18 protein-coding genes are annotated in these 25,014 nt (G+C 67.4%); 10 read left to right on the top strand and 8 right to left on the bottom strand.

Annotated elements, in window-relative coordinates:
• Nucleotides 1–91: 91 nt before the first annotated feature.
• Nucleotides 92–3,010: an excinuclease ABC subunit UvrA gene (gene uvrA / locus A5658_RS05255; protein WP_067331946.1), complete on the top strand. Its 2,919-nt coding sequence runs from the start codon at nt 92–94 to the stop codon at nt 3,008–3,010.
• Here the strand turns inward: uvrA and A5658_RS05250 are convergent.
• The 5 genes from A5658_RS05250 to lysX all read right to left on the bottom strand — a co-directional run bounded on the left by A5658_RS05250 (nt 3,007) and on the right by lysX (nt 9,713).
• Nucleotides 3,007–4,161 (bottom strand): winged helix DNA-binding domain-containing protein, encoded by a 1,155-nt coding sequence (locus A5658_RS05250; RefSeq protein WP_067331943.1) that lies wholly within the window; start codon nt 4,159–4,161, stop codon nt 3,007–3,009. The two genes, uvrA and A5658_RS05250, sit on opposite strands and share 4 nt — an antisense overlap.
• A 14-nt stretch (nt 4,162–4,175) precedes the next feature.
• Nucleotides 4,176–4,421 (bottom strand): hypothetical protein, encoded by a 246-nt coding sequence (locus A5658_RS05245; RefSeq protein WP_067331941.1) that lies wholly within the window; start codon nt 4,419–4,421, stop codon nt 4,176–4,178.
• A gap of 9 nt (nt 4,422–4,430) precedes the next feature.
• Nucleotides 4,431–4,844 (bottom strand): DUF6653 family protein, encoded by a 414-nt coding sequence (locus A5658_RS05240; protein ID WP_369830487.1) that lies wholly within the window; start codon nt 4,842–4,844, stop codon nt 4,431–4,433.
• Nucleotides 4,845–4,850: 6 nt separating this feature from the next.
• Nucleotides 4,851–5,672, bottom strand: a complete 822-nt coding sequence (locus A5658_RS29255; protein WP_369830488.1) for an alpha/beta hydrolase — start codon at nt 5,670–5,672, stop codon at nt 4,851–4,853.
• A gap of 711 nt (nt 5,673–6,383) precedes the next feature.
• Nucleotides 6,384–9,713, bottom strand: coding sequence for a bifunctional lysylphosphatidylglycerol synthetase/lysine--tRNA ligase LysX (lysX, locus tag A5658_RS05230; protein ID WP_082992963.1), 3,330 nt, complete (start codon nt 9,711–9,713; stop codon nt 6,384–6,386).
• 389 nt (nt 9,714–10,102) lie between these two features.
• Between lysX and infC the strand changes: the two genes are divergently transcribed.
• The 4 genes from infC to A5658_RS05210 are packed head-to-tail and all read left to right on the top strand — an operon-like array spanning nt 10,103 to nt 12,149.
• Complete coding sequence (gene infC, locus A5658_RS05225; RefSeq protein WP_067332143.1) at nt 10,103–10,702, top strand: translation initiation factor IF-3; 600 nt, start codon at nt 10,103–10,105, stop codon at nt 10,700–10,702.
• Between the two features lie 27 nt (nt 10,703–10,729).
• Nucleotides 10,730–10,924, top strand: a complete 195-nt coding sequence (gene rpmI / locus A5658_RS05220) for a 50S ribosomal protein L35 (protein ID WP_067331936.1) — start codon at nt 10,730–10,732, stop codon at nt 10,922–10,924.
• 52 nt (nt 10,925–10,976) lie between these two features.
• The gene (gene rplT / locus A5658_RS05215; protein WP_067331934.1) at nt 10,977–11,366 is read left to right on the top strand and encodes a 50S ribosomal protein L20; all 390 of its coding nucleotides are present in this window, start codon (nt 10,977–10,979) and stop codon (nt 11,364–11,366) included.
• A 9-nt stretch (nt 11,367–11,375) separates the two neighbouring features.
• The gene (locus A5658_RS05210; RefSeq protein ID WP_067331932.1) at nt 11,376–12,149 is read left to right on the top strand and encodes an RNA methyltransferase; all 774 of its coding nucleotides are present in this window, start codon (nt 11,376–11,378) and stop codon (nt 12,147–12,149) included.
• Nucleotides 12,150–12,152: 3 nt separating this feature from the next.
• Here the strand turns inward: A5658_RS05210 and A5658_RS05205 are convergent, their stop codons facing one another.
• Nucleotides 12,153–13,178 (bottom strand): oxygenase MpaB family protein, encoded by a 1,026-nt coding sequence (locus tag A5658_RS05205; protein ID WP_156751270.1) that lies wholly within the window; start codon nt 13,176–13,178, stop codon nt 12,153–12,155.
• Between the two features lie 245 nt (nt 13,179–13,423).
• On the opposite strand from A5658_RS05205, the gene A5658_RS05200 reads away from it, so the two are divergent.
• Nucleotides 13,424–14,341 carry an adenylate/guanylate cyclase domain-containing protein gene (locus A5658_RS05200; protein ID WP_082992962.1) on the top strand — a complete coding sequence of 306 codons (918 nt, stop codon included), beginning with the start codon at nt 13,424–13,426 and terminating at the stop codon, nt 14,339–14,341.
• A gap of 9 nt (nt 14,342–14,350) precedes the next feature.
• Nucleotides 14,351–15,145 (top strand): rhomboid-like protein, encoded by a 795-nt coding sequence (locus A5658_RS05195; protein ID WP_067332138.1) that lies wholly within the window; start codon nt 14,351–14,353, stop codon nt 15,143–15,145.
• Between the two features lie 6 nt (nt 15,146–15,151).
• Here A5658_RS05195 and A5658_RS05190 read toward each other — a convergent pair whose 3' ends face one another.
• On the bottom strand, nt 15,152–16,483 hold the full coding sequence (locus A5658_RS05190) for a M1 family metallopeptidase (RefSeq protein WP_067332135.1): 1,332 nt from the start codon (nt 16,481–16,483) through the stop codon (nt 15,152–15,154).
• Entirely contained in the window at nt 16,480–20,376 is a 3,897-nt protein-coding gene (locus A5658_RS05185) for a Pls/PosA family non-ribosomal peptide synthetase (RefSeq protein WP_067331927.1), read from the bottom strand. The genes A5658_RS05190 and A5658_RS05185 overlap by 4 nt, the downstream gene beginning before the upstream one ends.
• A gap of 152 nt (nt 20,377–20,528) precedes the next feature.
• On the opposite strand from A5658_RS05185, the gene pheS reads away from it, so the two are divergent.
• The 3 genes from pheS to argC form a co-directional block, all read left to right on the top strand.
• On the top strand, nt 20,529–21,581 hold the full coding sequence (gene pheS, locus A5658_RS05180; protein ID WP_067331925.1) for a phenylalanine--tRNA ligase subunit alpha: 1,053 nt from the start codon (nt 20,529–20,531) through the stop codon (nt 21,579–21,581).
• Nucleotides 21,581–24,067: a phenylalanine--tRNA ligase subunit beta gene (gene pheT, locus A5658_RS05175; RefSeq protein WP_067331923.1), complete on the top strand. Its 2,487-nt coding sequence runs from the start codon at nt 21,581–21,583 to the stop codon at nt 24,065–24,067. Before pheS ends, pheT begins: the two co-directional genes overlap by 1 nt.
• Nucleotides 24,068–24,124: 57 nt before the next feature.
• Nucleotides 24,125–25,014 (top strand): N-acetyl-gamma-glutamyl-phosphate reductase (argC, locus tag A5658_RS05170; RefSeq protein ID WP_067332133.1); only part of this gene is annotated, 890 nt, incomplete at its 3' end.

Genomic DNA, 25,014 nt, shown 5'->3' with positions numbered 1-25,014 from the left:
GTACTGGCCGGAAGTCGCTTGTCGGTATGGGCACATAGCATGGGAATGACACGTCCGGGTAGCGCCTGGAAATCGCCCAGAAAGGGATTGCGTGGCTGATCGCCTGATCGTTAAGGGTGCGCGTGAGCACAATCTGCGCAGTGTCGATCTTGATTTGCCACGCGATGCGTTGATCGTCTTCACCGGGTTGTCGGGCTCCGGAAAGTCGTCGCTGGCGTTCGACACGATCTTTGCTGAGGGACAGCGGCGTTACGTCGAGTCGCTGTCGGCCTACGCCCGTCAGTTCCTCGGCCAGATGGACAAGCCCGACGTCGATTTCATCGAGGGTCTGTCCCCGGCGGTCTCGATCGACCAGAAGTCGACCAACCGCAACCCGCGGTCCACAGTCGGGACCATCACCGAGGTCTACGACTATCTACGTCTGCTGTACGCCCGGGCCGGCACGCCGCACTGTCCGGTCTGCGGCGAGCGGATCGCCCGGCAGACCCCACAGCAGATCGTGGACCAGGTGCTGGTGATGCCGGAGGGCACCCGATTCCAGGTGCTCGCGCCCGTCGTGCGGACCCGCAAGGGCGAATTTGCCGACCTGTTCGAAAAGCTCAACGCGCAGGGCTACAGCCGAGTCCGCGTCGACGGTGTGGTGCATTCACTGACCGATCCGCCCAAGCTGAAGAAGCAGGAAAAGCACGACATCGAAGTCGTGGTCGACCGCCTGACCGTCAAGGCCAGCGCCAAGCAGCGGCTCACCGACTCGGTCGAGACCGCGCTGAACCTCGCAGACGGCATCGTGGTGCTGGAGTTCGTCGACCACGAACACGACGCCCACAACCGCGAGCAGCGGTTCTCCGAGAAACTGGCCTGCCCGAACGGGCACCCGCTGGCGGTCGACGACCTGGAGCCGCGGTCGTTCTCGTTCAACTCGCCGTACGGAGCCTGCCCGGAGTGTGTCGGTCTGGGCATCCGCAAAGAGGTCGACCCCGAATTGGTCGTGCCCGACCCGGATCGCACACTGGCCGAGGGCGCGGTGGCGCCGTGGTCGATGGGGCACACCTCGGAGTACTTCACCCGGATGCTGGCCAGCCTCGGCGAGGCGATGGGCTTCGACGTCGACACACCGTGGCGCAAGCTTCCAGCCAAGGCGCGCAAGGCAATCCTGGAAGGCTGCGACGAGCAGGTCCACGTCAAGTACCGCAACCGCTACGGCCGCACACGTTCCTACTACGCCGACTTCGAAGGCGTGCTGGCGTTCCTGGAGCGCAAGCTGGACCAGACCGAGTCCGAGCTGATGAAGGAACGCTACGAGGGCTTCATGCGGGACGTGCCGTGCCCGGAGTGCGATGGAACGCGGCTCAAGCCGGAGATCCTGGCCGTCACCTTGGCGGCCGGTGAGCACGGCGCGAAGTCGATCGCCGAGGTGTGCGAGCTGTCCATCTCCGACTGCGCCGACTTCCTCAACGGGCTCACGCTAGGTACCCGCGAGCAGGCGATCGCGGGTCAGGTGCTGAAGGAAATCCAATCGCGGCTGGGCTTTTTGCTCGACGTGGGGTTGGAGTACCTGTCATTGTCACGGGCGGCGGGCACGCTGTCGGGCGGTGAGGCGCAGCGCATCCGGCTAGCCACCCAGATCGGGTCCGGCCTCGTCGGCGTGCTTTACGTGCTGGACGAACCGTCCATCGGCCTGCACCAGCGCGACAACCGTCGACTCATCGAAACCCTCACCCGGCTGAGGAATCTGGGCAATACGCTGATCGTCGTCGAGCACGACGAGGACACCATCGCGCACGCCGACTGGATCGTCGATATCGGGCCCGGCGCCGGCGAGCACGGCGGCCACATCGTGCACAGCGGCACCTACGCCGACCTGTTGACCAACAAGGACTCGATCACCGGGGCGTTCCTCTCGGGCAAGGAAAGCATTGCGGCCCCGGCGATTCGGCGGCCGGTCGACAAGAAGCGCCATCTCACGGTGGTCGGCGCCAACGAGCACAACCTGCGCGGCATCGACGTGACGTTCCCGCTCGGCGTGCTGACCTCGGTCACGGGAGTGTCGGGCTCGGGCAAGTCGACATTGGTCAACGACATCCTGGCTTCGGTGCTGGCGAACCGACTCAACGGCGCCAGGCACGTCCCGGGGCGGCACACCCGCGTCACCGGGCTGGACAACGTCGACAAACTGGTCCGCGTCGACCAGTCACCGATCGGCCGCACCCCGCGATCGAACCCGGCCACCTACACCGGCGTCTTCGACAAGATCCGCACGCTGTTCGCGGCGACCACCGAAGCCAAGGTGCGCGGGTATCAGCCGGGCCGATTCTCGTTCAACGTCAAGGGCGGTCGCTGCGAAGCGTGCACCGGCGACGGCACCATCAAGATCGAGATGAACTTCTTGCCGGACGTGTATGTGCCCTGCGAGGTGTGTAACGGCGCGCGGTACAACCGCGAGACGCTCGAGGTGCACTACAAGGGCAAGACGATCTCCGAAGTGCTCGACATGTCGATCGAAGAGGCCGCGGAGTTCTTCGAGCCGATCACCGGCATCCATCGCTACCTGCGGACGCTGGTCGACGTCGGGCTGGGCTATGTGCGGCTGGGCCAGCCGGCGCCCACGCTGTCCGGCGGGGAAGCGCAGCGGGTGAAGTTGGCGTCGGAGCTGCAGAAGCGTTCGACCGGGCGCACCGTCTACATCCTCGACGAGCCCACCACCGGCTTGCACTTCGAAGACATCCGCAAGTTGCTCGACGTCATCAATGGCCTTGTCGACAAAGGTAATACGGTCATCGTCATCGAGCACAACCTCGACGTGATCAAGACCTCGGACTGGATAATCGACATGGGGCCAGAGGGCGGCGCCGGTGGCGGGACGATCGTCGCCGAGGGCACCCCGGAGGATGTGATGGCCGTGCCGGAGAGCTACACCGGCAAGTTCCTCGCCGAGGTGCTCACCGACACCAGTAAGCCCGCGGCCCGCCCGGCGAAGCGAGTGGCCAAGCGCCGCAAGGTGAGCGCCTAACCGGCGGTTTTCGACAGCGGCGAGGGGAATCGCGGTTTGATACGGACGCCGTCGAGCCACGACGTCAGCTCGGTCGCCCGCCGCGTCAACGCTCGCCGCCCGTCCCGGCCGGGGTCTTCGAGGAATTGCACGTGCACGCGCGCGGCGTCGTCTTGGTACCAACCGCCGACCACCCGTCCTTTCCACCAGGCGGTGGGTCCGGCATTGCCGTTGCGGTCGAAGACCTGATTGCGGTGCTCGCCGACGTACCAGTCACGGTCGAACCAGCCCATGCTCGTCACGTCGAGGCCGGGGAGCAGCGCGGCCATTGGCGCCACCTCGGGCTCGGGGTTTACGTCGTCGCCGAGCACATATCCCGGGCCGCTGGCCAGCTCGATCTCGACGGCGCCGATGTCGCTTAAGGCTTTTCGGGTCGCGGTCAGGGTGCTGCCGAACCACCATTTGACATCGACGGCGGTGGCAGGTCCGAAGGTTCGCAGCCAACGGCGTAACAGCACACGAAATGATTCGGCCGGTGCTGGGCCGCGGTCCAGCCAGTCCGCTGTCCGCACCCACCTGGGCCGCGACGTGGTCCAGCCGCCATGGTTGGGCCCGCGCACGATCTCACCGCGGGCCGAGAGCACCGTTAACACCCGTGGTGCCACCGGAACCGGCCCGCCCCACGGCTTTCCGGGTGCGGGATCGTAGCTTCCACTGATTTCGGGGAGCGCCGAACGTAGTTCGGTGCTGTTGCGCGGGCCGCGCCGATCCAGGTGGTCCAGCACTGCGGAACATGCTGTCGCCAGCCATGTTTCGCCGTCTTTGGTGATGCCCGCCTTCTGCAGATCGGCGACCAGTCTCCGATGCTCGTTATCGGCGACGCGATCGCTGGCCGCGGACTGGACGGCCGGCAGGTCGTCGGCGGCCACCACCCACAGCGTCCGCCGCATCGCCAAATGTCTGACCACCGAGCGGTTCCGGTACAGCTCGTCCTCGAGGTCGGCGGCGGCGAACCCGGGACAGCGTGCCCACAGCGACAGGAACGGCGTCGCCGGGTCGGTGGCGTGCAGGCCCACCAGTTCGGCGGTGGCCTGCGGCACGGTATCGGGTAGCGATAGAAGTTGTCGGCTTAGCAGCCGTCGTCGGCGTTCATCCGCGGTGAATTGGCGCATGCCGTGGCGCGGCCTCAGTGCCGGTCGTCGCGCATCGATTCGCGGATCTGCGCCAGCCGGTCGGCGGCGGCGCGCCGGCGTGCCTCGAACTGCTCCTCGACGTGTTGACCCTCGGGACTTTCGGCGTCCAATTCCCCTGAGCCAATGGATGTTTGGTAACGAGACTCGATCTTCTCACGAACCGAGTCGAACGTCGGCACCCCGGAACTCGTGTAGCCGGTATCGGATTCAGTCGGGGAGTTCTCCGGCTCGTCGGGCATGAACCCAGGTTACCGGTGGTTTTTGAGGTAGCGCACCATTTGCTGCCAATACACCAGGGTCAACCCCATCTGGGTGGCAACAGCTACCGCCGCCGGCACGACCCGATGCCGGCGCGCCGCCACGAGCGCTATGACCGCCACCAAAGACGTCATTACGCTCAGCACCATCGCACTGTCCCTGGGGCGCCGGGTGATCCAGAGTTCTTCACCGAGCATCGCGCGCGTCGCCCACGGATCCTCGTCGCTGATCTTGGGAAAGATCACCGGGTTGAGCAAGAACCAGATCGCAACCATCAGCGCATGGCTGCGCCGCCGCGTCCACACTGGCAACAGCACCAGCGGCGTGGTGACCCATCGGCTCCACGCGCTTAACGGGTGGGCATGACGCGCGAAGATCGCGCGGCGCACCCGCGCAATCACCATCGGCGGTTATCGACCGACACGGGCGGCGTGCGGAATGGGATCCGGTGCCGTCGATAAGGATGGTGGCGCAATCGTCGGTACCCCGGGAGTGCCTAGTTGGCCGGCCAGCCAGGGCAGCGCCGCGGCAAAAGCATTGCTGGCGAAGGGCCAGTCGTGGTTGCCGGGCCGCGCGACGATCGTGCAGTCGATACCGTGGGCGCGGCCGAGGTCGCACAGCGACTCCGCGGCGGCGGCCTGATCGTTCGGGTTGGCCACGGAATCCCGATCCAGGAGGGTGGTGTCGCCCGCACCGGTCACCGAGAGGCCGTGGTGACGCCTCGACGGGGTGCTCGACGACACGTCGAACCAACCCGAGACTCCGGTGTACAGCCCGTATTTGGCGATGACGGTGGAGGGATCGAAGGCGGCCCAGGCGGCCGCATTGCCGCCGAATAGCCGCGCGATGGTCTGGGCCTTGGTGCCGGCTTCTGGACCCATGTTGCCGGCGATGTCGACGAACGAGCTGAATAACTCCGGGTGCATGACGGTCAGGTCCAACGCGCACGTGCCGCCCATCGACCAGCCGACGATGCCCCAATTCACCGCTTCATGACTGACGCCGAACTTCGAAACCATGAATGGCACAACGTCTTTGGTGAGATGGTCGGCGGCGTTGCCGCGGCTGCCGTTGACGCACTCGGTGTCGTTGTTGAAGGCCCCGCCGGAGTCGACGAAGACGAACACCGGCGCGCTGCCGCCATGGGTGGCCGCCAGTTCATCGATGGTCTTCGCAGCGTTACCGGTCCGCAGCCAATCGGCGGGGGTGTTGAACTCGCCGCCGATCATCATCACCGTGGGCAACGGCGGTGGTGGACTGCTGGAGAACCACGCCGGCGGTAGGTAGACGAGCTCTCCGCGATGCTTGAAATGCGACGCGTCGTCGGGGATGGCCACCGGGACGACGACACCATGGGCGGGCTGCAGCTTGGCGGCTGACATCGCGGCCACCCCCGCCGCGTCGGTTTCATGTGGAAGTGGACCTGCGGTGAGCTGATCCCACGCGGTTTGCACGGTGGGGAAGTAGCCGACCCAGAGATTGAGCGTCAGCGCGGCGCTGAGCAGACACAGCGGCACGGCCATCAACGACGCACCCCGTCGCCACCAGCGCGCGCTGCCCCAGCCCAGAATCAGGATCGTGCCCGCGGCCCCGGTGCCCGCGATCCACCACCACAGCAGGTGGGGTGCGGGATCGTCCGCCAGACCGGCGCTGGCGATGTACCAGTTCGAACAGGTGGCCAACGCCGCGCCGAGCACCGCGGCCACCGGGAGATAGAACAACCGCCAAAGTCGCGTCCGCCACCCGACGGCCAGCAGCAGCAGGGTCACCGCGAGCGCCTGGACTACGCCGGGCACCCATCCGTGCATCAACGAGGTGTGGTTGTCGGCCAGCACCGCGAAGGCGAAGTTCGCCGCTGAACCCGTCACGGAGTCCATTGTGAACTCCTTGTTACGGATTAAGCACGACTTTTACGCATCGGATGCCGAGTGTCGCGGTGTTCGCTAGCGGGGCTTCGCCAGCGGGAAGGGCAACGTCTCGCGGATGCTGCGGCCGGTGACCAGCATGACCACCCGGTCGATGCCCATTCCGAGCCCGCCGGTGGGCGGCATCGCATACTCCATGGCCTGCAGGAAATCCTCGTCGAGTTCCATCGCCTCGGGGTCTCCGCCGGCGGCCAGGTAGGACTGTTCCTCCAGACGGCGTCGCTGCTCGACCGGATCGGTGAGCTCGCTGTAGGCCGTGCCCAATTCGACCCCCCACGCCACCAGATCCCAGCGCTCGGCGAGGCCGGGTTGGCTGCGGTGCGGCCGACTCAGCGGCGACACCGACGCGGGGAAGTCGATGTAAAAGGTCGGTTCCTCGGTGCGGTCTTCGACGAGGTGCTCGTAGAGTTCGAGCACCACGGCGCCGGCGTCCCAGCGCGCCAGGTAGGGGATCTTGACGGCGTCGGCCAAGCGGCGCAGCGTGGCCAGGTCGGTAGTCGCGTCGATGTGCTCTCCGAGCGCCTCGGAGACCGCGTCGTGAACGGTCTTCACCGGCCAGACGCCGGAGATGTCGACCGGTTCCAGCGTGTCGCCGGAACCGGGCCGCAACACCACCTGGGCGCCGTTGGCGGCCAGCGCGGCGTTCTGAATCAACTCTCGGCTGCCGTCGATCCACTCCTTGTAGTCGGCATGCGCCTGATAGGCCTCCAGCAGGGTGAACTCCGGGTTGTGGCTGAAGTCGACCCCTTCGTTGCGGAACGCCCGGCCCAGCTCGAAGACTCGCTCCATGCCGCCGACGCACAAGCGTTTGAGATAGAGCTCCGGCGCGATCCGCAGATACAGGTCGAGGTCGTAGCTGTTGATGTGAGTGATGAACGGGCGGGCGGTCGCGCCGCCGTGCACCTGCTGCAGGATCGGGGTTTCGACCTCCACGAACCCCTTGTCGTTCAACGTATCTCTGATCGCGCGGAGCACACTGCTGCGGGCCGCGATCAGCTCCCGTGACTCGGCGTTGACGGCCAGGTCGACATAGCGGCTGCGCACTCGCGCCTCGGGGTCGGTCAACCCCTTCCACTTGTTCGGCAGGGGGCGCAGGCACTTACCGATCAGCCGCCAGCGGCGCACGATCAGCGACTGGGTACCGGTCTTGCTGTATCCCATCTTTCCCGTGACCTCGATCAGGTCGCCCAGATCGATGGCCTTGGTGAAGTCGGCGGTGCGACAGTGCTCGAGGATCGAATTCTCCAGCAGCAGTTGCACTTCGGCGGACCAGTCGCGCAGTTCGGCGAACAGCACGCCGCCGAAATCTCGGATCCGCAATACCCGCCCCGACACCGAGAGATCGGTCTGGTCCGCCGTCTCCAAGGCCTGAGCGACGGTGTGGCTCGGGGCTTGCCCAACTGGGTAGGCGTCAATCCCGCTGTCCTGCAATGCCTTCAGTTTGGATAGCCGAACCCGCATCTGCTCGGGCAGCCGCCGACCGCGCTCGTCGGCGTCATGGGCGTCGTATTCCTGCAACGCCATGGCGTCGGGAGCCGAGCCGTCGTTATGCAGTAGCCCCGTCGCCAGCAGCGTGGGCGGGACCGACGGGTGGTGGCCGGTGTGGTGTTCGTCGCGTCGTGCGAAAGGCAGCACGAGAAAGCCCTCGGCGATCACCAGCGCCACACCCACCCGCGAAACCATTCGGGCGTCTTCATAACAGGCGTAGCGAGGCACCCAGTTGGGCTGGTACTTCACATTGGAGCGGTACAGCGTCTCCAGCTGCCACCACCTCGAGAAGAACACCAGGAATCCGCGCCACAGCCGCGCGACCGGGCCGGCGCCGAGTTGGGCGCCCTGCTCAAATGCGGACCGGAACACGGCGAAGTTCAACGAAATTCGGCTGATGCCGATGCGTTCGGCGTGCAAGGCGAGCTCGCTCACCATGAGCTCGATGGTGCCGTTGGGGGACTGCGGCGAACGACGCATCAGGTCGAGCGATACTCCGTTGCGGCCCCACGGCACCAGCGACAGCATCGCGACCACCGTGTCGTCGGGATCGACGGCCTCGACCAGCAGGCAATCGCCGTCGGCCGGATCGCCCAATCGGCCCAGCGCCATCGAGAATCCGCGCTCGTTGTCGGTGTCCCGCCAGGCATCTGCCCGCGACGTCACCTGTGTCATCTCGTCCGGCTCGAGGTCGTGGTGTCGGCGAATGCGCACCGTCAGCCCGGCACGGCGGGCCCGCGTCACCGCCTGACGTACTCCGCGCATGTCGCGTCCCGACAGCCCGAACTCGGCGGTGTGCAGAATCGCTTCATCGCCGATCTCGAGCGCATTGAGGCCCGCCTCGCGAAAAGCCTTGGCGCCAGCCGAACTCGCACCCATATTGCCCGGTGTCCAGCCGTAGGTCTGGCACAACGCCAACCACGCGTCGATCGCTTGCGGCCACGCCCGCGGGTCACCGATCGGGTCACCGCTGGCCAAGCAGACCCCCACTTCGACGCGATAGGTGATCGCGGCGCGCCCGCTCGGCGCGAAGACCACCGACTTGTCGCGCCGGGTGGCGAAGTAACCCAATGAGTCGTTCTTGCCCCACAATTCGAGCAGGCCACGGATGGCCGACTCGTCTTCACCGGTCAACGCGTTTTCGGCGCGCTGCGACTGGAACAGCACGATCGCGGCGGCGATCAGCGCCATCGCGCTGAACAACCCCATGAGCGCGTTGAGGAAGACCGGCGGCCGGCCGGTGAACTGCGCCGATTCGACCACAGCGAACCCGACCACCCGGTTCACCACGTAGAACAACCGGTCCTCAGCGGCCAGGGTGCGCGGGAACGTCTCGATCAGGCCCCACGACAGCACGATTCCGATGGCCCACCCGGTCAGCAGCACTCCGGCGGCCTTGTACAACGCACCGGCGCGGACCTTGGCCCAGAACTCGCGGTAGGCGAGGGTCACCACCACCACGGCCGCGAGGTGCAGACCGAGACCGAGCGTCTCGCCGAAGGTCGTTGCCGGGCTGGGATGGTCGGCGGTCAACCCGGCGACGTTCAATCCCGCGGCGAGAAACAGGTTGAGCTGCAGCACCCACCACGCGATGCGTTTGCGGGCGGTCAGCGCTCCAGCCAGCAGGGCAAGCACGAACGACCACGCGAAGCTGGTGTCCGGGAAGTTGAAGAGGTAGTCGTTGATGAATTCGCGCGGCACCCGGATGGCCCACCGAATCACCGGTGACACGCTGGCGATCAGCGACAGGGTGGCGATGACCCCGACGGTCCAGCCAGTGGCTGCCGGCACCCAGCGAAGCCGGGAATCCGACTCGCTTCGTGGGCGGGAGGCGGTGAGGGTCACAGACGGCGAGGATATTCGGAATTGCTATGGAATTTCTATGATCCAGCTGGCAGGAAATCGTCGTGTCGGCCCTCGGGCGCCGCCGAAGACAGCCGACCGGACAGCGACGTGACAGAGCAGGGCGTCGTGACTGGTAGACTCACCTGCGCGACCGTCTCCGGCTACGCCTGAGACAGCAAGTGGAGTCCCGCTCCCACCGTTGGCCAACCAGGCTCAGCGGTCCGGTCACCAGCACACCAGATGTGCTGGTTCTGCGTTTGGCAGGCGGCTTTTGCCGCGATCGGTCGGCACCGGGCCCTGCTTATGCAGGGCTTTTTTGCTGATGGTGTGGAATCCCAACCGCTGACTCTGCGCATGCGCAGGTGACGGTGGCAATTGACGAGAAGATCAATGAGGGAGGCCCCATCAGCACTGAGACCCGCGTCAACGAACGCATCCGCGTACCTGAAGTTCGACTGATCGGCCCGGGAGGGGAGCAGGTAGGCATTGTGCGTATCGAAGACGCCCTTCGCGTCGCCGCGGATGCCGATCTCGACCTTGTCGAAGTTGCGCCGGATGCCAGACCACCGGTCTGCAAGATCATGGACTACGGCAAGTTCAAGTACGAGGCGGCGCAAAAGGCGCGCGAGTCTCGCAAGAACCAGCAGCAGACCGTCGTCAAAGAACAGAAATTGCGGCCCAAGATCGACGACCACGACTACGAGACCAAAAAAGGTCACGTGATCCGGTTCTTGGAGGCCGGGGCGAAAGTCAAGGTGACCATCATGTTCCGTGGACGTGAGCAGTCGCGGCCCGAGTTGGGCTTCCGGCTGTTGCAGCGCCTCGGCGCCGACGTCGCGGACTACGGATTCGTGGAGACCTCGGCCAAGCAGGATGGCCGCAACATGACGATGGTGCTGGCACCGCACCGCGGCGCGAAGACCCGCGCCCGCGCAGCTGAAGATGCCGCTGGACCCAGCACCCGACCCGCGCCAAGCGGTGACACCGAACCGTCACCGAACTGACCCAACAAGACAGAGGACCTAGAAGAGATGCCCAAGGCCAAGACCCACAGCGGAGCGTCGAAGCGATTCCGGCGCACCGGCACCGGGAAGATCGTGCGTGAGAAGGCCGGCCGCCGGCACCTGCTCGAGCACAAGCCGACCAAGCGGACGCGACGCCTTGACGGGCGTACCGCGGTGGCGGCGAACGACACCAAGCGGGTCAACAGAATGCTGAACGGCTGACCGGCAGCCCAGCGCCGGAACAACCACTTCCCAACCAGATAGGAACACCCCCATGGCACGCGTGAAGCGGGCAGTCAATGCCCAAAAGAAGCGTCGCACCATCCTCAAGGCTTCCAAGGGTTACCGCGGTCAGCGGTCCCGCCTCTACCGCAAAGCCAAGGAGCAGCAGCTACATTCGCTGACCTACGCCTACCGCGACCGTCGGGCGCGCAAAGGCGAGTTCCGGAAGCTGTGGATCTCTCGGATCAACGCCGCGGCCCGCGCCAACGACATCACCTACAACCGGCTGATCCAGGGCCTCAAGGCGGCCGGCGTCGAGGTCGACCGCAAGAACCTTGCCGAGATCGCCGTCAGCGACGCCACGGCCTTCACCGCGCTGGTCGAGGTGGCTCGTAAGGCGTTGCCCGAGGACGTCAACGCGCCGTCCGGAGAGGCCGCCTAACCGCGCCCGGTGCTCACCGAACGATCGACCCGGGTGGTCGCTGCGGCCAAGCTGCACCGGCAGATAGCCCGTCGCCGTAGCGACCGCTTCCTGGTCGAGGGCGCCAACCTGGTCGAAGCCGCCTCGCGGCGTGGGCTGATCCGCGAACTCTTCGCCACCGAGACGGCGGCGCAGCGATACGCCGGTTTGCTGGAGCAGCAGGGCGCGGCCGTCCACGTCGTCACCGAGCGGGCCGCAAAGGCATTGTCGGACACCGTAACTCCGGCCGGCTTGGTCGCAGTGTGTGAGCATCCCGCTACCGGCTTGGCGGATGTGATCGCACACGAACCCCGGCTGATCGCCGTCGGTGTGGAGATCGGCGAACCCGGCAACGCCGGGACGTTGATCCGCATCGCCGACGCGATGGGCGCCGCCGCAGTCGTATTCGTCGGCCACAGCGTCGACCCGTACAACGGAAAGTGCCTGCGCGCCTCGGCCGGCAGCATCTTCTCGATCCCGGTCGTCGTCGCGGCGGAGATTGAGCCCGCGATCGCCGCGCTGCGGGGTGCCGGAATCCGACTCGTGGCCACCACAGTGAACGGTGAAACCTCGCTCGACGACGCCGATCTCACCGCACCGACCGCGTGGCTATTCGGATCCGAAGCCCATGGGTTGTCCGCGCACGTTGCCGAGCAGGCCGACAGCCGGGTGACCATTCCGATGGCCGGCACCGCTCAGAGTCTGAATGTTGCTGCGGCCGCGGCGATTTGCCTCTATCAGAGTGCCAGAGCGCAGCGCGACTAGCGGCTATGCGGCCTTGCCGCGCCCGCGCGCCGGACGCAAACCGGCCAGCGAGAACGTCGTGTGCATCAGCGTACCGGCACGCTCGATGATGGACTTGCGCGGCGGGAAGTAATGCATCGGCAAACCGCGACGGTCTGGCGGCGGTCCCATGAACCGCGGCGCCTCGACGAGTGGAGCATCGGCGGCGCCTCGACCCTCGGCTCTGCGGTAGGCGGCAAGCGCTCGCGGATGCAGCCGGATCTCATCGGGGACCGCCAGAAATGCGATCTCGACCAGCTTCCCGAACAGCCGCAGCACCACCTCGTCGCTCGGAGTCCAACGCATGCCGGCCTTTTCGCGCACCGACGGCTCGAACAAACCGGCGGCGATCCAACGCTGGCCGGCGATAAGCGGTTTGAACAGCTGATCCCAGACCGGTGTCGGCATCAGCACGAATTTGGGCTTGGGAATCCGGATTTGGAAGATATCCAAAGTGGCCTGGTTGATTTCCAGTTCGTCGCGGCACACCCGCTGCCAGTACTCCTGAAAGTCCTCCCACGACTTCGGTACCGGCCGCATGCTCATGCCGTACATCCGATACCACTGCACGTGTTCTTCGAAGAGCTGGCGCTTTTCGGCTTCGGTCAGGCCGCCGCAAAAGTACTCCGCCACCTTGATCACCAACATGAAGAAGGTGGCGTGCGCCCAATAGAATGTCTCCGGATTCAGCGCGTGGTAGCGGCGTCCGCTGGCGTCTACGCCCTTGATGGTGTGGTGGTACTGCTTGATCTGCTCGCCGGTCGCCGATGCCCGGCCGCCGTCGTAGACCACTCCCATGATGGGGTACACCGACCGCGCCACACGCTGCAGCGGCTCACGCAACAGGATCGAGTGCTCCTCGACGCCGGCGCCCAGTTCCGGATACATGTTCTGAATCGCGCCGATCCAGACGCCCAGCATGCCGGTGCGCAGATCGCCGAAGTATTTCCACGTCAGCGAATCCGGGCCCAGGGGAGACGCAGACGGCTTGGTCGCGTCGTCCGGTGGCATCGACGTCACTGTCATCACTGCCTCCTGTCCCGATCCGGCACTCACTTCACGATAATGTTGACAACATTCGTTGTCTACGATTTGGCGGGCGCGCCGCGCACAGCGTTACCGGGCCTCGACCGACGCGTCGCGGCGCCGTGATCAGGCCGTTCGACGCTGATCGTGGCGGACACCACCCTGACGGTCGTTGCCGGTCCTTCCGAACTGCACCTACCCTGAGCGTTGTGGAACTCGGGCCCCTACGGATGTCCGGCGAGCCCGAGCAAACGGCGACCGCGCCGGATTCCCCGTCATCGCGAGAACATTCGCCGACTCCTCTGCGAGGCGCGGCGAAGTGGCTACGCAGCACCAATCACAGCCCCGGTCTGATCGCACTGGTACGGCGGGCACGGCGGGGCTTGCCCGGTGATCCCGATTTTGGCGATCCCCTGTCGACGGCCGGCCAGGGCGGTCCACGCGCAGCCGCCCGCGCCGCCGGGCGGCTGCTGGGCGAGCGCGGCGGAGCATCCCGCGAAGTGAGCCTGGGTGCGCTGCAGGTGTGGCAGGCCCTCACCGAGGCCGTGTCGCGGCGGCCGGCGAATCAAGAGGTGACGATCGTCTTCACCGATTTAGTGGGCTTTTCCACCTGGTCGTTGCAGGCCGGGGATGAGGCAACGCTGAAGCTGCTGCGGCGGGTGGCGCGCGCGATCGAACCGCCACTGTTGGATGCCGGTGGGCACATCGTCAAGCGGATGGGTGACGGCGCCATGGCGGTGTTCGCGGACCCGCTCGTCGCGATAGCCGCCGTGCTGGAGGCCAAACGGGCGTTGAAGACCGTCGAGGTCGAGGGCTACACGCCGCGGATGCGGGTGGGGATTCATACCGGTCGCCCACGACGTCTGGCCGCCGACTGGCTGGGCGTCGACGTCAACGTCGCAGCGCGGGTGATGGAACGAGCCACCCGCGGCGGAGTAATGGTGTCTGGGGCAACTCTTGACCTGCTCGACGCCGACGACTTGGTCACACTCGGGGTGGTCGCCAAGCGGGTTCACTGGTCGGTTTTCGGGAGTAAACCTGCAGGTCTACCGGCTGATTTGGCGATCTATCGGCTCAAGCCGTCCAGGGAAACTGTTAGCGACTTATCAGGTTCTGACAATCCGGACGACGACGGTCCGCAGGCATAGTAGATGGCGATGATGGTGCAGTTATTGTCGCGGCTTTCGCGTGTGCGAATCACGCTCGGTTATGCCGTCGTGCTGATCGGTGTCAGCGTGGCACTGGTCGAGCTCGGTCCGCGGGTGCGGGCGCACGTGATCGCGCAGGCCAGCACGAATCTGCACAACCTGGCGCACGGCCACCTCACCACGCTGCTGGGCAGCGCGTTCGTCACCGACGCCGGTCCGATGTATTTCTGGCTGCCGTGCCTGGTCTGCCTGCTGGCCCTGGCTGAGCTCATCTGGCGCAGTGGGCAGCTGGCCGTCGTATTCATCACCGGTCATATCGGCACCACCTTGCTGGTCGCCGTCGGCCTGACGGCGGCGATCGAATTCCACTGGCTGCCGCTGTCGGTGTCGCGCGCCAGCGACGTCGGGGTGAGCTACGGTGCCGTGGCGGTGCTGGGCGCATTGACCTCGGCGATACCTCGACGGTGGCGACCGGCGTGGGTCGGATTCTGGATCCCGGTCGGGCTTGCCGCGGCCGCGCTGTGCGAAGACTTCACCGACGTCGGACACACCGTCGCGCTGATGCTGGGCATGCTGGTCTCTACCCGGCTGGACGGGCCGGCCCGCTGGACGCGGGTCCGCTACGCGCTGCTGGCCGTGGCCACCGCATTCGGCTTCCTGATGTTGGCCCACGGCACCTGGTCGATGCTGGGCGCCGGTGCTGCCGGTGTCATCGGCGCGGCGGTGGCAGTGTTGTTCACGCGCTCACGCGTCACGCGTAAGCCGGCGGCCGAGATCCTTCCCGAGCCGGCAGTCGCCGGCTGAGCCGCATCAGGGCACAGGCCGCGAATACAGCCAGCTCTCCCACAACGGCGTCAACGATTCGTCGCAGTACTCGGCGGCCAGGCTGGTGAAGTCGTTCGTGACCGCGGTGGCGTGGCGGTGACGGGTCGTCCAATCCTTCAGCAACGCAAAGAATTTCTGGTCGCCCAGCCGTCCGCGCAGCGCGTGGAGCGTCAACGCGCCGCGTTTGTACACGCGGTCGTCGAACATGTCGCGTGCGCCGGGATCGGCGAGCAGCAGATCCTGCGGCGAGTCACGCAGCTTCTGGTGGTAGTGGCGCGCCCAGTCATCGGCGCTGCGTCCGCCACTGTGCTCGGACCATAACCATTCGGCATAGCACGCGAAACCCTCGTGCAGCCAGATGTCGCGCCACTGGGCCGCGGTGACCGAGTTGCCGAACCACTGGTGGGCCAGCTCGTGGGCGATCAGCCGTTCGCTGGCCCGGGTGCCGTCGCAATGGTTGGCACCGAATATCGAAATCCCTTGAGCCTCAAGGGGTATCTCGAGATCATCGTCGGTCACGACGATCGTGTAGCCGTTCGCCAACGGATACGGACCAAACAGGTCGACAAACAATTCCATCATCCCCGGTTGGCGCGCGAAGTCTTCGTAGAAGTCACGCCGAAGCCGCCCGGGTAGTGCCGCCCGCATCGGCACCGGCGACGTGCCCTGCCGGATCAGCTCGTACGCCCCGATCTGCAGGGTGACCAGGTAGGTCGAGGTCGGTTCGGGCTGTTCGTAGGTCCACACGGTTTGGGCGGCGCGCCCTCGCCGCGACGCCAGCCGCCCGTTGGCGACCACCCGGTAGGGATTGTCGGCGCTGATCTGGATGCGGTAGGACGCTTTCGCGCTGGGGTGGTCGTCGCAGGGGAACCACGAGGCGGCGCCGTTGGGCTGCCCGGCGACCAGCGCGCCGTTGCTCAGTTCCTCGAAACCGACGTCGCCCCATAGCGATCGCAGTGGCCGCGGTGAACCGTGGTAGTGCACCGCGACCGACATCTGCGCACCGGGCGCCAGCGTCGACGTCAACCGGATACGCAATTTCCTTTCACGACAAGCGAAGTGGGCCACGCGCTTGCCGTTGACCAACACCTTGGTCACCGTCATCGAATCGGTGAAGTCGAGAGTGAATTCGTCCAGTTCGGTCAGCACCTCGGCGGTGATGGTCGCCGATCCGGAGAGCCGGTTGATCGCGACCTTGTACTCCAGGGCCAACTCGTAGTGCGACACCCGATAGCCGACGTTGCCGTTGTTGGGCAGGTAAGGATCGATGACCGCCGAAGCCTGACGCGCCGAAGGCTTTTTTGCGACACGTTTCACGCGGCGGCCTTCTTGCCGGTCTTCTCCCGGGCCGCATTCCACGGTCTGATTGGATTGCCTTGCCAACGCGTCGATTTCGGCACCGAATCACCGCGGACCACCAGCGACGCAGGGCCGACGGTGACCCCGGCGCCGAGCCGGGCCGATGGCAGCGCGACGCCGTGCGGGCCCAGTGTCGCTCCGTCCTCGAGTACGACTTCGTCCATCCGCATGATTCTGTCGTGGAACAGGTGAGTCTGCACGACGCAGCCGCGGTTGACGGTGCTGCCGCGGCCGAGCGTGACGAGGTCTGCCTCTGGCAGCCAATAGGTTTCACACCATGCACCTCGACCGACTTTGGCGCCGAGTGCCCGCAGCCAGATATTCATCACCGGTGTTCCGCTGGCCGCACGGGCGAACCACGGCGCGGCGACGGTCTCGACAAACGTGTCCGCGAGTTCGTTGCGCCACACGAACGACGACCACAGCGGAAACTCACCGGCCCGAATACGGCCAACCAGAAGCCATTTCGCGGCCACCGCCGCGAACGCCGCCAGCGCGCCCGCGGCCAACAACACCAGCCCACCGGCGAGCGCCGCCGTCCAGATGCCGAAGATCCGGGCCAGCGCCTGCAGCACGCCCAACACGGCCAACCCGATCGCCGCGGTCACCATCACCGGGACCGCCCGAAACGCCTCCACTCCCGACCGCATCGCCTTCAGCCGCCACGGCGGTTCGTACGTGCGAGCCGCGTCGGCCTCCGCGGGACGTCGGCGTAACCGCATCGGCGGGCTGCCCAGCCACGACGAACCGCGTTTCGCCTTGGCCGGCGCGGCAGACATAACCGCGACGAGCCCGTCGTCCGGCACCCGACGGCCGGGTTGGGTGATGCCCGAGTTCCCGAGAAATGCCCGCCTGCCGACCGTCGTCTCGGCCACGTAAATCCAGCCGCCCCCAAGCTCATACGAGGCGACCATGGTGTCGTCGGCCAGGAATGCCCCGTCTTCGATGACCGTGAACTTCGGCGTCAGCAACACCGTGGAGATCTCGGTGTCGCGGCCGACCCGTGCGCCCAGTATCCGCAGCCAGGTCGGCGTCGCCAAGCTGGCATACAGCGGGAACAGGTAGTTACGCGCGCCATCCATCAGCCGCTCGGTGGCCCACAGCTGCCACCCGCTGCGGCTGCGCACCGGGTGGTAGCCCTGCCGGAGGCCGATCGACAGCAACCGCACCGCGATCACCGTCATCGCCGCGTAGGCCGCGAGGCCAGCGAGGGCCGCGACCGGTGTCCAGTACAGGGCCGGCAGCACGGCTTGCGACAGCCGGTGCGTGTGACGAACGGCCACCACGATCACGGCCAGTCCAGCCGCAAGTGCGGTCAGCGGCATCGCCGCCAGCAGCACCGAGGTCAGCGCGTACACCGCCACCCACTGGGTTCGGCGCGACGGGCGGTCGTCGGGCCACGGGTGTTTCACCCGACCGGATTTCACCGCCGGGGAGCCCTTCCAGTACTGGCGGCTCTTCACCTTGCCGACCACTCCGGAGCCGGGCGCGACGTCGGCGTTCTTGCCGACGACGGCGCCGGGGAGCAGCGTGGTGCGGGCCCCGATCGTCGCGTCGTTGCCGATCGTGATCGCGCCGATGTGGAAGGTGTCACCGTCGATCCAGTGCCCACACAGATCCACCTCGGGCTCGACCGCGCTGCGGTGCCCGAGCGTCAGCAGACCGGTGACCGGCGGCACCGAGTGCAGGTCGACGCCCTTGCCGATGTCAGCGCCCAGCGCGCGGGCGTAGTACACCAGCCACGGCGCGCCGGCCAGATTCTCGGCGCCGCTGGCCTCGGCCAGCCGCTCGGCCAGCCACACCCGCAGGTGCAGCCACCCGCCGCGGGGATAGCTGCCGGGCCGCACGCGCGGCAGCAGCAGCCGCGCGGCCAACACGGCAATGCTCATCCGACCCAGCGGCGTCACGAACGTGACGAACGCCGCCGCTACCAGCCACCAGTTCACCGCGACCGTCCACGGCACCAGATGCAGCACGCGGGCGACGTTGTTGCCCAGCGCCAACCACGTCACCCATTGCAGCGCCGCCAGCGTGGCCAGCGGCACCGAGAGCACGATCTGCGCGAGCTGAGTCAGCCGTGGGGTCGGGCGGACCGACCGCTCGACGACGTCGGGTGGCTTCTCCTGCTCGTCGAGGAAGCCCGCCAGCGAGCCGAGCCGCGGATGGTCGTACAAATCGGCGACGGTGACCTGTGGATAGCGCTCCCGCAGCACGGCGACCAGCTGCGCCGCCGCGAGCGAGCCCCCGCCCAGGGCGAAGAAGTCGGCCTCCGGGCCGTCGACGGCCGTACTGAGCAGATCCCGCCATAATCCGGCCAGCCAGCCGGCCGTGCCGACGAGGTCGGCGGTGACCTCGGTGTCGCCGCCCGGCGGCGGCCAGGGCAGCGCGTCGCGGTCAACTTTGCCGGACGTGCGGGTGGGCAGCTCGTCGACCAGGACCAAGCGCGGCACCAGCGCGGCCGGCAGCTGCTCGGCGAGGCGAGCCCGGGCGGCGGCCATGTCGAAATTCGGGTCGGCGCTGGCGACGTAGCCGACCAGCACGGGTGTGCCCGCCGTCGTTCGGCGAACCGCGGCGGCGCCGCCGCTGACACCCGGTAGGTGCACCAATGCCGAGTCCACCTCGCCCAGCTCGATGCGGCGGCCACCGACCTTGACCTGGTCGTCGGCGCGCCCGCAGAAGACCAGGCCTTCGTTCTCCAGCCGCACCAGGTCGCCGCTGCGGTAGGCGCGCCGCCAGCCCAGCGTCGGCATCGCCGCGTACTTCTCGGCGTCCTTGCCCTCGTCGAGGTAGCGGGCCAGGCCGACGCCGCCGATCACCAGCTCGCCGATGTGCCCGTCGGCCACCGGCTCTCCGTCGCCGTCGACCACGGCCAGGTCCCAGCCCGGCAGCGGCAACCCGATCCGGACCGGCCCCTCGGCGGTCAGCCGGGCGGCACACGCCACTACGGTGGCCTCGGTCGGGCCGTAGGTGTTCCACACCTCGCGGCCGTCGACGGCCAGTCGCGCCGCCAAGTCCGGAGGGCATGCCTCGCCGCCGAAGATCAACAGCCGCACGGCTTCCAACGCCTCGGCGGGCCACAGCGCGGCCAGCGTCGGCACGGTCGACACCACGGTCACGTCACGGCTGACCAGCCACGGCCCGAGGTCCATCCCGCTGCGCACCAACGACCGCGGCGCGGGAACCAGGCAGGCGCCATGCCGCCACGCCAGCCACATCTCCTCGCACGAGGCGTCGAATGCCACCGACAATCCGGCCAGCACTCGGTCGCCCGGACCAATTGGGTTGTCCCGCAGGAACAGCTGCGCCTCGGCATCGACGAATGCGGCCGCGCTGCGGTGCGTGACCGCGACGCCTTTGGGTGTGCCGGTCGATCCTGACGTGAAAATGATCCAGGCGTCATCGCGGGGCAGCGGCGATCCCGCTCGCCAGCCCCGCGAACTGCCCGGGCCCCGGGACATGCCGGCCGCCGTGACGATCGCGGTGACGTTGGCCTCGCGGAACACCAACTCGGCGCGTTCGTCTGGGTCGTCGGCGTCGACTGGAACGTAGGCCGCACCGGTGGCCAGCGTCGCCAGGATCGCCTCGTAGAGCGCGAAGCTGCCGGACGGCATCCGGATGCCGATCCGGTCACCGCGCCCGATACCCCGGGCCGCCAGCCAGGCGACGCTGGCTTCGATGTCGCTGATCAGTTCGCTGTAGGTCAGTTGCACCGTGCCGTCGTCGATCGCCGCGGCCTCCGGGAAGCAGGCGGCGGTGTCGTAGAGGATGTCGATGAGCGTGCGCGGGTCCGCTGCGCGCGGCGACAACAGGTAGTGCGCCGGTACGCGTTCGGGAGCTGGGGGCGTCGCCACCCGTACGAAAATACTCAGGCCCGGCCGCTTCAACCGCTAGCGCGCCCACGGCGGGTTGGAAAAGTCGCTGACGTCACCACATATGATCGGCACTTGCGCGGCACGCAGTGCCGTCAGCCTGGAATGTTCAGCAAGAAGGAGAGTGTCGCCGCGTGGGTCCCCAGCCCCCGTCAACGGAAGCCCTGTCGCCGGACGCGTTGACCGCCGCGGTCGACGCAGCCCGCCGCGCGTTTGCGGCCGCAGCGAATCTCGATGAGTTGGCGCGTGCCAAGACAGAGCACCTCGGCGATCGGTCTCCGGTGGCGCTGGCGCGGCAGGCGCTGGCGACGCTGCCGAAGACCGACCGCGCCGACGCGGGCCGACTGGTCAACACCTCGCGCGCCGCAGTCCAGCAGGGCTACGACGACAGGTTGGCGGCACTGCGTACCGAGCGCGATGCCGCCGTGTTGCTTGCCGAACGCATCGATGTGACGTTGCCCTCGACTCGGCAGCCGGCCGGCGCCCGTCACCCGATCACGATCTTGGCCGAGCACGTCGCCGACACCTTCATCGCGATGGGCTGGGAATTGGTCGAAGGGCCCGAGGTCGAGACCGAGCAGTTCAACTTCGATGCCCTCAACTTTCCCGCCGACCATCCGGCGCGCAGCGAGCAGGACACTTTCTATATCGCGCCCGAGGGCTCGCGCCACTTGATGCGCACCCATACCTCGCCGGTGCAGGTGCGTGCGCTGCTGGAGCGCACGCTGCCGGTCTATGTGATCTCGATCGGCCGCACCTTCCGCACCGATGAACTCGACTCCACCCACACGCCGGTCTTCCATCAGGTCGAAGGTTTGGCGGTGGATCGCGGGCTGTCGATGGCCCATCTGCGCGGGACGCTCGACGCCTTCGCCCGAGCCGAGTTCGGACCGCAGGCGCGCACCAGGATCCGGCCGCACTTCTTCCCGTTCACCGAGCCGTCGGCCGAGGTCGACGTCTGGTTCGAGAACAAGAAGGGCGGCGCCGGCTGGGTCGAATGGGGCGGCTGCGGGATGGTCAACCCGAATGTGTTGCGCGCTGTCGGGATTGACCCGAACGAGTACTCGGGCTTCGCATTCGGCATGGGCCTGGAGCGCACCCTGCAGTTCCGCAACGGCATACCCGACATGCGCGACATGGTCGAAGGCGACGTCCGCTTCTCGCTGCCGTTCGGGGTGGGTGCCTGATGCGGATTCCGTATAGCTGGCTGCGGGACGTGGTCAGCGTCGGCGCTCCCGGATGGGACGTGACGCCCGAGGACCTCGAGCAGGCGCTGGTGCGCATCGGCCACGAGGTGGAGGACGTCATCACGCTCGGCCCGGTGCAGGGCCCACTGACCGTGGGGCGCGTCGCCGCGATCCAGGAACTCACCGAGTTCAAGAAGCCGATCCGGGCCTGCAAGGTCGAGGTGGGTGAACCCCAGCCTCGTGACATCGTCTGCGGTGCAACCAACTTCGTGGTCGGCGATCTGGTGGTGGTGGCGCTGCCGGGAACCACGCTGCCCGGCGGCTTCCACATCGGCTCACGCAAAACCTACGGACACATCTCCGACGGGATGATCTGCTCGTCGGCCGAACTCGGCTTGGCCGCAGACCATTCCGGCATCCTGGTGCTACCGCCGGGAACCGCCGAGCCGGGCGCGAGCGGGGTAGAGGTGCTCGGGCTCGACGACGTGGTCTTCGATCTGGCGATCACCCCGGACCGCGGCTACTGCATGTCGGTGCGCGGGCTGGCCCGTGAGATAGCTTGCGCGTACGATCTCGACTTCGTCGACCCGGCCGACGTTCCCGCACTGCCTCGCGAGGCCGAGGCCTGGCCGCTGATTATCCAGCCCGAGACGGGCGTCCGCCGTTTCGCGCTGCGCCCAGTTTCCGGCATCGACCCAAAGGCGGTGTCGCCGTGGTGGTTACAGCGCCGGCTGCTGCTCAGCGGGATCCGGTCGATCTCACCGGCCGTCGACGCGACGAACTATGTGATGCTCGAACTCGGGCATCCTATGCATGCGCACGACCTGAACCGGATCACCGGTGGCTTCGCCGTGCGGTTTGCCAGGCCGGGTGAGAAGGTCCAGACGCTCGACGACGTCGAACGCACCCTCGACCAGTCGGACGTGCTGATCGTCGACGACGTCGCCACCGCCGCGATCGGTGGGGTGATGGGCTCGGGCAGCACCGAGATGCGCGACGATTCCACCGATGTGCTGCTCGAGGCCGCAGTGTGGGAACCGGCCGCGGTATCACGCACGGCGCGGCGGCTGCACCTGCCCAGCGAGGCCGCCCGCCGATACGAGCGTGAAGTCGATGCGGCCATTTCCGTTGCGGCGCTGGACCGTTGCGCCACCCTGCTCGCCGAGATCGCTGGCGGGACGGTGGCACCGACCCTCACCGACTGGCGGGGCGATCCACCTCGCGATGACTGGGCGGGGTCGCCGATCCAACTGGCGACCGACCTGCCCGACCGGACGGCAGGGGTGAGTTACAGCGCGGGCACGACGGTGCGGCGGCTGACGCAGATCGGCGCCGAGGTCAAAGACGGCGGCGACAGCCTGACCGTCACCCCGCCGAGTTGGCGGCCGGATCTGTTGCAGCCGGCCGATCTGGTCGAAGAGGTGTTACGGCTGGAGGGGCTGGAGGTCATTCCGTCGGTGCTCCCGGCGGCACCGGCCGGGCGCGGGTTGTCCGCCGTCCAGCGCCGTCGCCGCGCCATCGGCAAGTCGTTGGCGCTGTCCGGTTACGTCGAGATCCTCCCGACGCCGTTCCTGCCCGCCGGCGTGTTCGACGCATGGGGCCTGCCCGCCGACGATGCCCGGCGGCACACCACCCAGGTGCTCAACCCTCTGGAGGCGGACCGACCGCATTTGGCCACCACACTGCTGCCTGGGCTGCTGGAAGCGTTGTCGCGCAACGTCTCTCGCGGCATCGTCGACGTGGCGCTGTTCGCGGTCGCGCAGGTGGTGCAACCGACCGAGCGCACCAAGGCCGTCGCGGTGATCCCGGTGGACCGCCGCCCCACCGACGACGAAATCGCCGCGCTTGATGCGTCGCTGCCGGTGCAACCGCAACACGTCGCGGTGGTGTTGACCGGTCTGCGCGAGCCGCGCGGCCCCTGGGGTGCCGGCCGGCCTGCCGATGCCGCCGATGCGTTCGAGGCCGTCCGGATCATCGCCCGCGCCAGTGGAATTGACGTGACACTACGGGCCGCGCAGCATCTGCCGTGGCATCCCGGCCGATGCGCCGAAGTGCTCGTCGGCGACACCGTCGTCGGACATGCCGGCCAGCTGCATCCGGCAGTGATCGAGCGAACCGGCCTGCCCAAGGGCACCTGCGCGGTCGAGTTGAACCTCGATGCCGTCCCGATCGTCGACGCGCTACCCGCGCCGCGGGTATCTCCGTTCCCGGCGGTCTTCCAGGATGTCAACCTCGTCGTGGACGCCGACGTGCCCGCACAGGCCGTCGCCGACGCGGTCCGCGACGGCGCGGGGGAGCTGCTGGAAGAGGCCCGGCTGTTCGACGTCTACACCGGCCCGCAGGTCGGCGAGAACCGGAAATCGCTGACGTTCGCGCTGCGGTTCCGAGCCACGGATCGCACCCTCACCGAAGACGAAGCCAGCGCCGCTCGAGACGCCGCGGTGAGTCGCGCGGCCGAGCGGGTCGGCGCGGTGCTACGCGGCTGAAATAGCGCTCAGAGAATGAGTTTGCACAGGCGTGCATAGTCATGCAACGATGGCGAGATGACAAGCGTGGCGATCGCCGGCGCCAGCGGCTACGCGGGCGGCGAGATCTTGCGGCTGCTCCTCGGCCATCCGGCCCATCACGACGGACGGCTGACGATCGGCGCACTGACCGCCGCCACCAGCGCGGGAAGTAGCCTTGCCGATCACCATCCGCATCTGCTGCCGCTAGCGCAGCGGGTGTTGGAACCCACCGAGCTCGAGGTCCTGAACGGCCACGATGTGGTATTTCTGGGACTGCCGCACGGCCACTCGGCGGCGCTGGCCGAGCAACTCGGCCCGCAGACGCTTGTGGTGGACTGCGGCGCCGATTTCCGGTTGACCGACGCGACCGCATGGGAGCGTTTCTACGGCTCGCCGCACGCCGGGAGTTGGCCGTACGGCCTACCCGAGCTACCGGGTAACCGAGACGCGCTGCGCGAGGCCCGCCGGATCGCCGTGCCCGGCTGTTATCCGACCGCCGCGGTGTTGGCGCTTTTCCCCGCGGTGGCGGCCGATCTCATCGACCCCGCCGTCACCGTCGTCGCGGTCAGCGGCACCTCGGGCGCGGGCCGCGCCGCTAAAGTCGACCTGCTCGGCGCCGAGGTCATCGGGTCGGCGCGCGCCTACAACGTCGGCGGCGCGCATCGGCACACGCCGGAAATCGTGCAGGGGCTTCGTCAGGTCACCGACCGCGAGGTCACGGTGTCGTTCACCCCGGTCCTGATCCCGACCGCCCGCGGCATCCTTGCCACCTGCACCGCGCGGACCACGGCACCGCTGTCACAGCTACGGGCGGCCTACGAAAAGGCCTATCACGAAGAGCCTTTCGTGCACCTGCTGCCCGAAGGGCAGTTGCCGCGCACCGGTTCGGTGGTCGGCAGCAACGCCGCACAGATCGCGATGAAGGT

Source organism: Mycobacterium sp. 1245111.1, from assembly GCF_001673405.1.
In the GTDB taxonomy this organism is placed as follows: domain Bacteria; phylum Actinomycetota; class Actinomycetes; order Mycobacteriales; family Mycobacteriaceae; genus Mycobacterium.
The sequence above is the reverse complement of the archived record's forward strand: the minus strand, read 5'-3'. Positions and strand labels throughout refer to the sequence as shown.

Bases quoted from the DNA above. Each gene is read 5' to 3' on its own strand.
- A5658_RS05250 (WP_067331943.1), bottom strand. From the start codon at position 4,161: ATGCGCCAATTCACCGCGGATGAACGCCGACGACGGCTGCTAAGCCGA.
- A5658_RS05245 (WP_067331941.1), bottom strand. From the start codon at position 4,421: ATGCCCGACGAGCCGGAGAACTCCCCGACTGAATCCGATACCGGCTAC.
- A5658_RS05240 (WP_369830487.1), bottom strand. From the start codon at position 4,844: ATGGTGATTGCGCGGGTGCGCCGCGCGATCTTCGCGCGTCATGCCCAC.
- A5658_RS29255 (WP_369830488.1), bottom strand. From the start codon at position 5,672: ATGATGATCGGCGGCGAGTTCAACACCCCCGCCGATTGGCTGCGGACC.
- rpmI (WP_067331936.1), top strand. From the start codon at position 10,730: ATGCCCAAGGCCAAGACCCACAGCGGAGCGTCGAAGCGATTCCGGCGC.
- rplT (WP_067331934.1), top strand. From the start codon at position 10,977: ATGGCACGCGTGAAGCGGGCAGTCAATGCCCAAAAGAAGCGTCGCACC.
- A5658_RS05205 (WP_156751270.1), bottom strand. From the start codon at position 13,178: ATGCCACCGGACGACGCGACCAAGCCGTCTGCGTCTCCCCTGGGCCCG.
- A5658_RS05200 (WP_082992962.1), top strand. From the start codon at position 13,424: ATGTCCGGCGAGCCCGAGCAAACGGCGACCGCGCCGGATTCCCCGTCA.
- A5658_RS05195 (WP_067332138.1), top strand. From the start codon at position 14,351: ATGATGGTGCAGTTATTGTCGCGGCTTTCGCGTGTGCGAATCACGCTC.
- pheT (WP_067331923.1), top strand. From the start codon at position 21,581: ATGCGGATTCCGTATAGCTGGCTGCGGGACGTGGTCAGCGTCGGCGCT.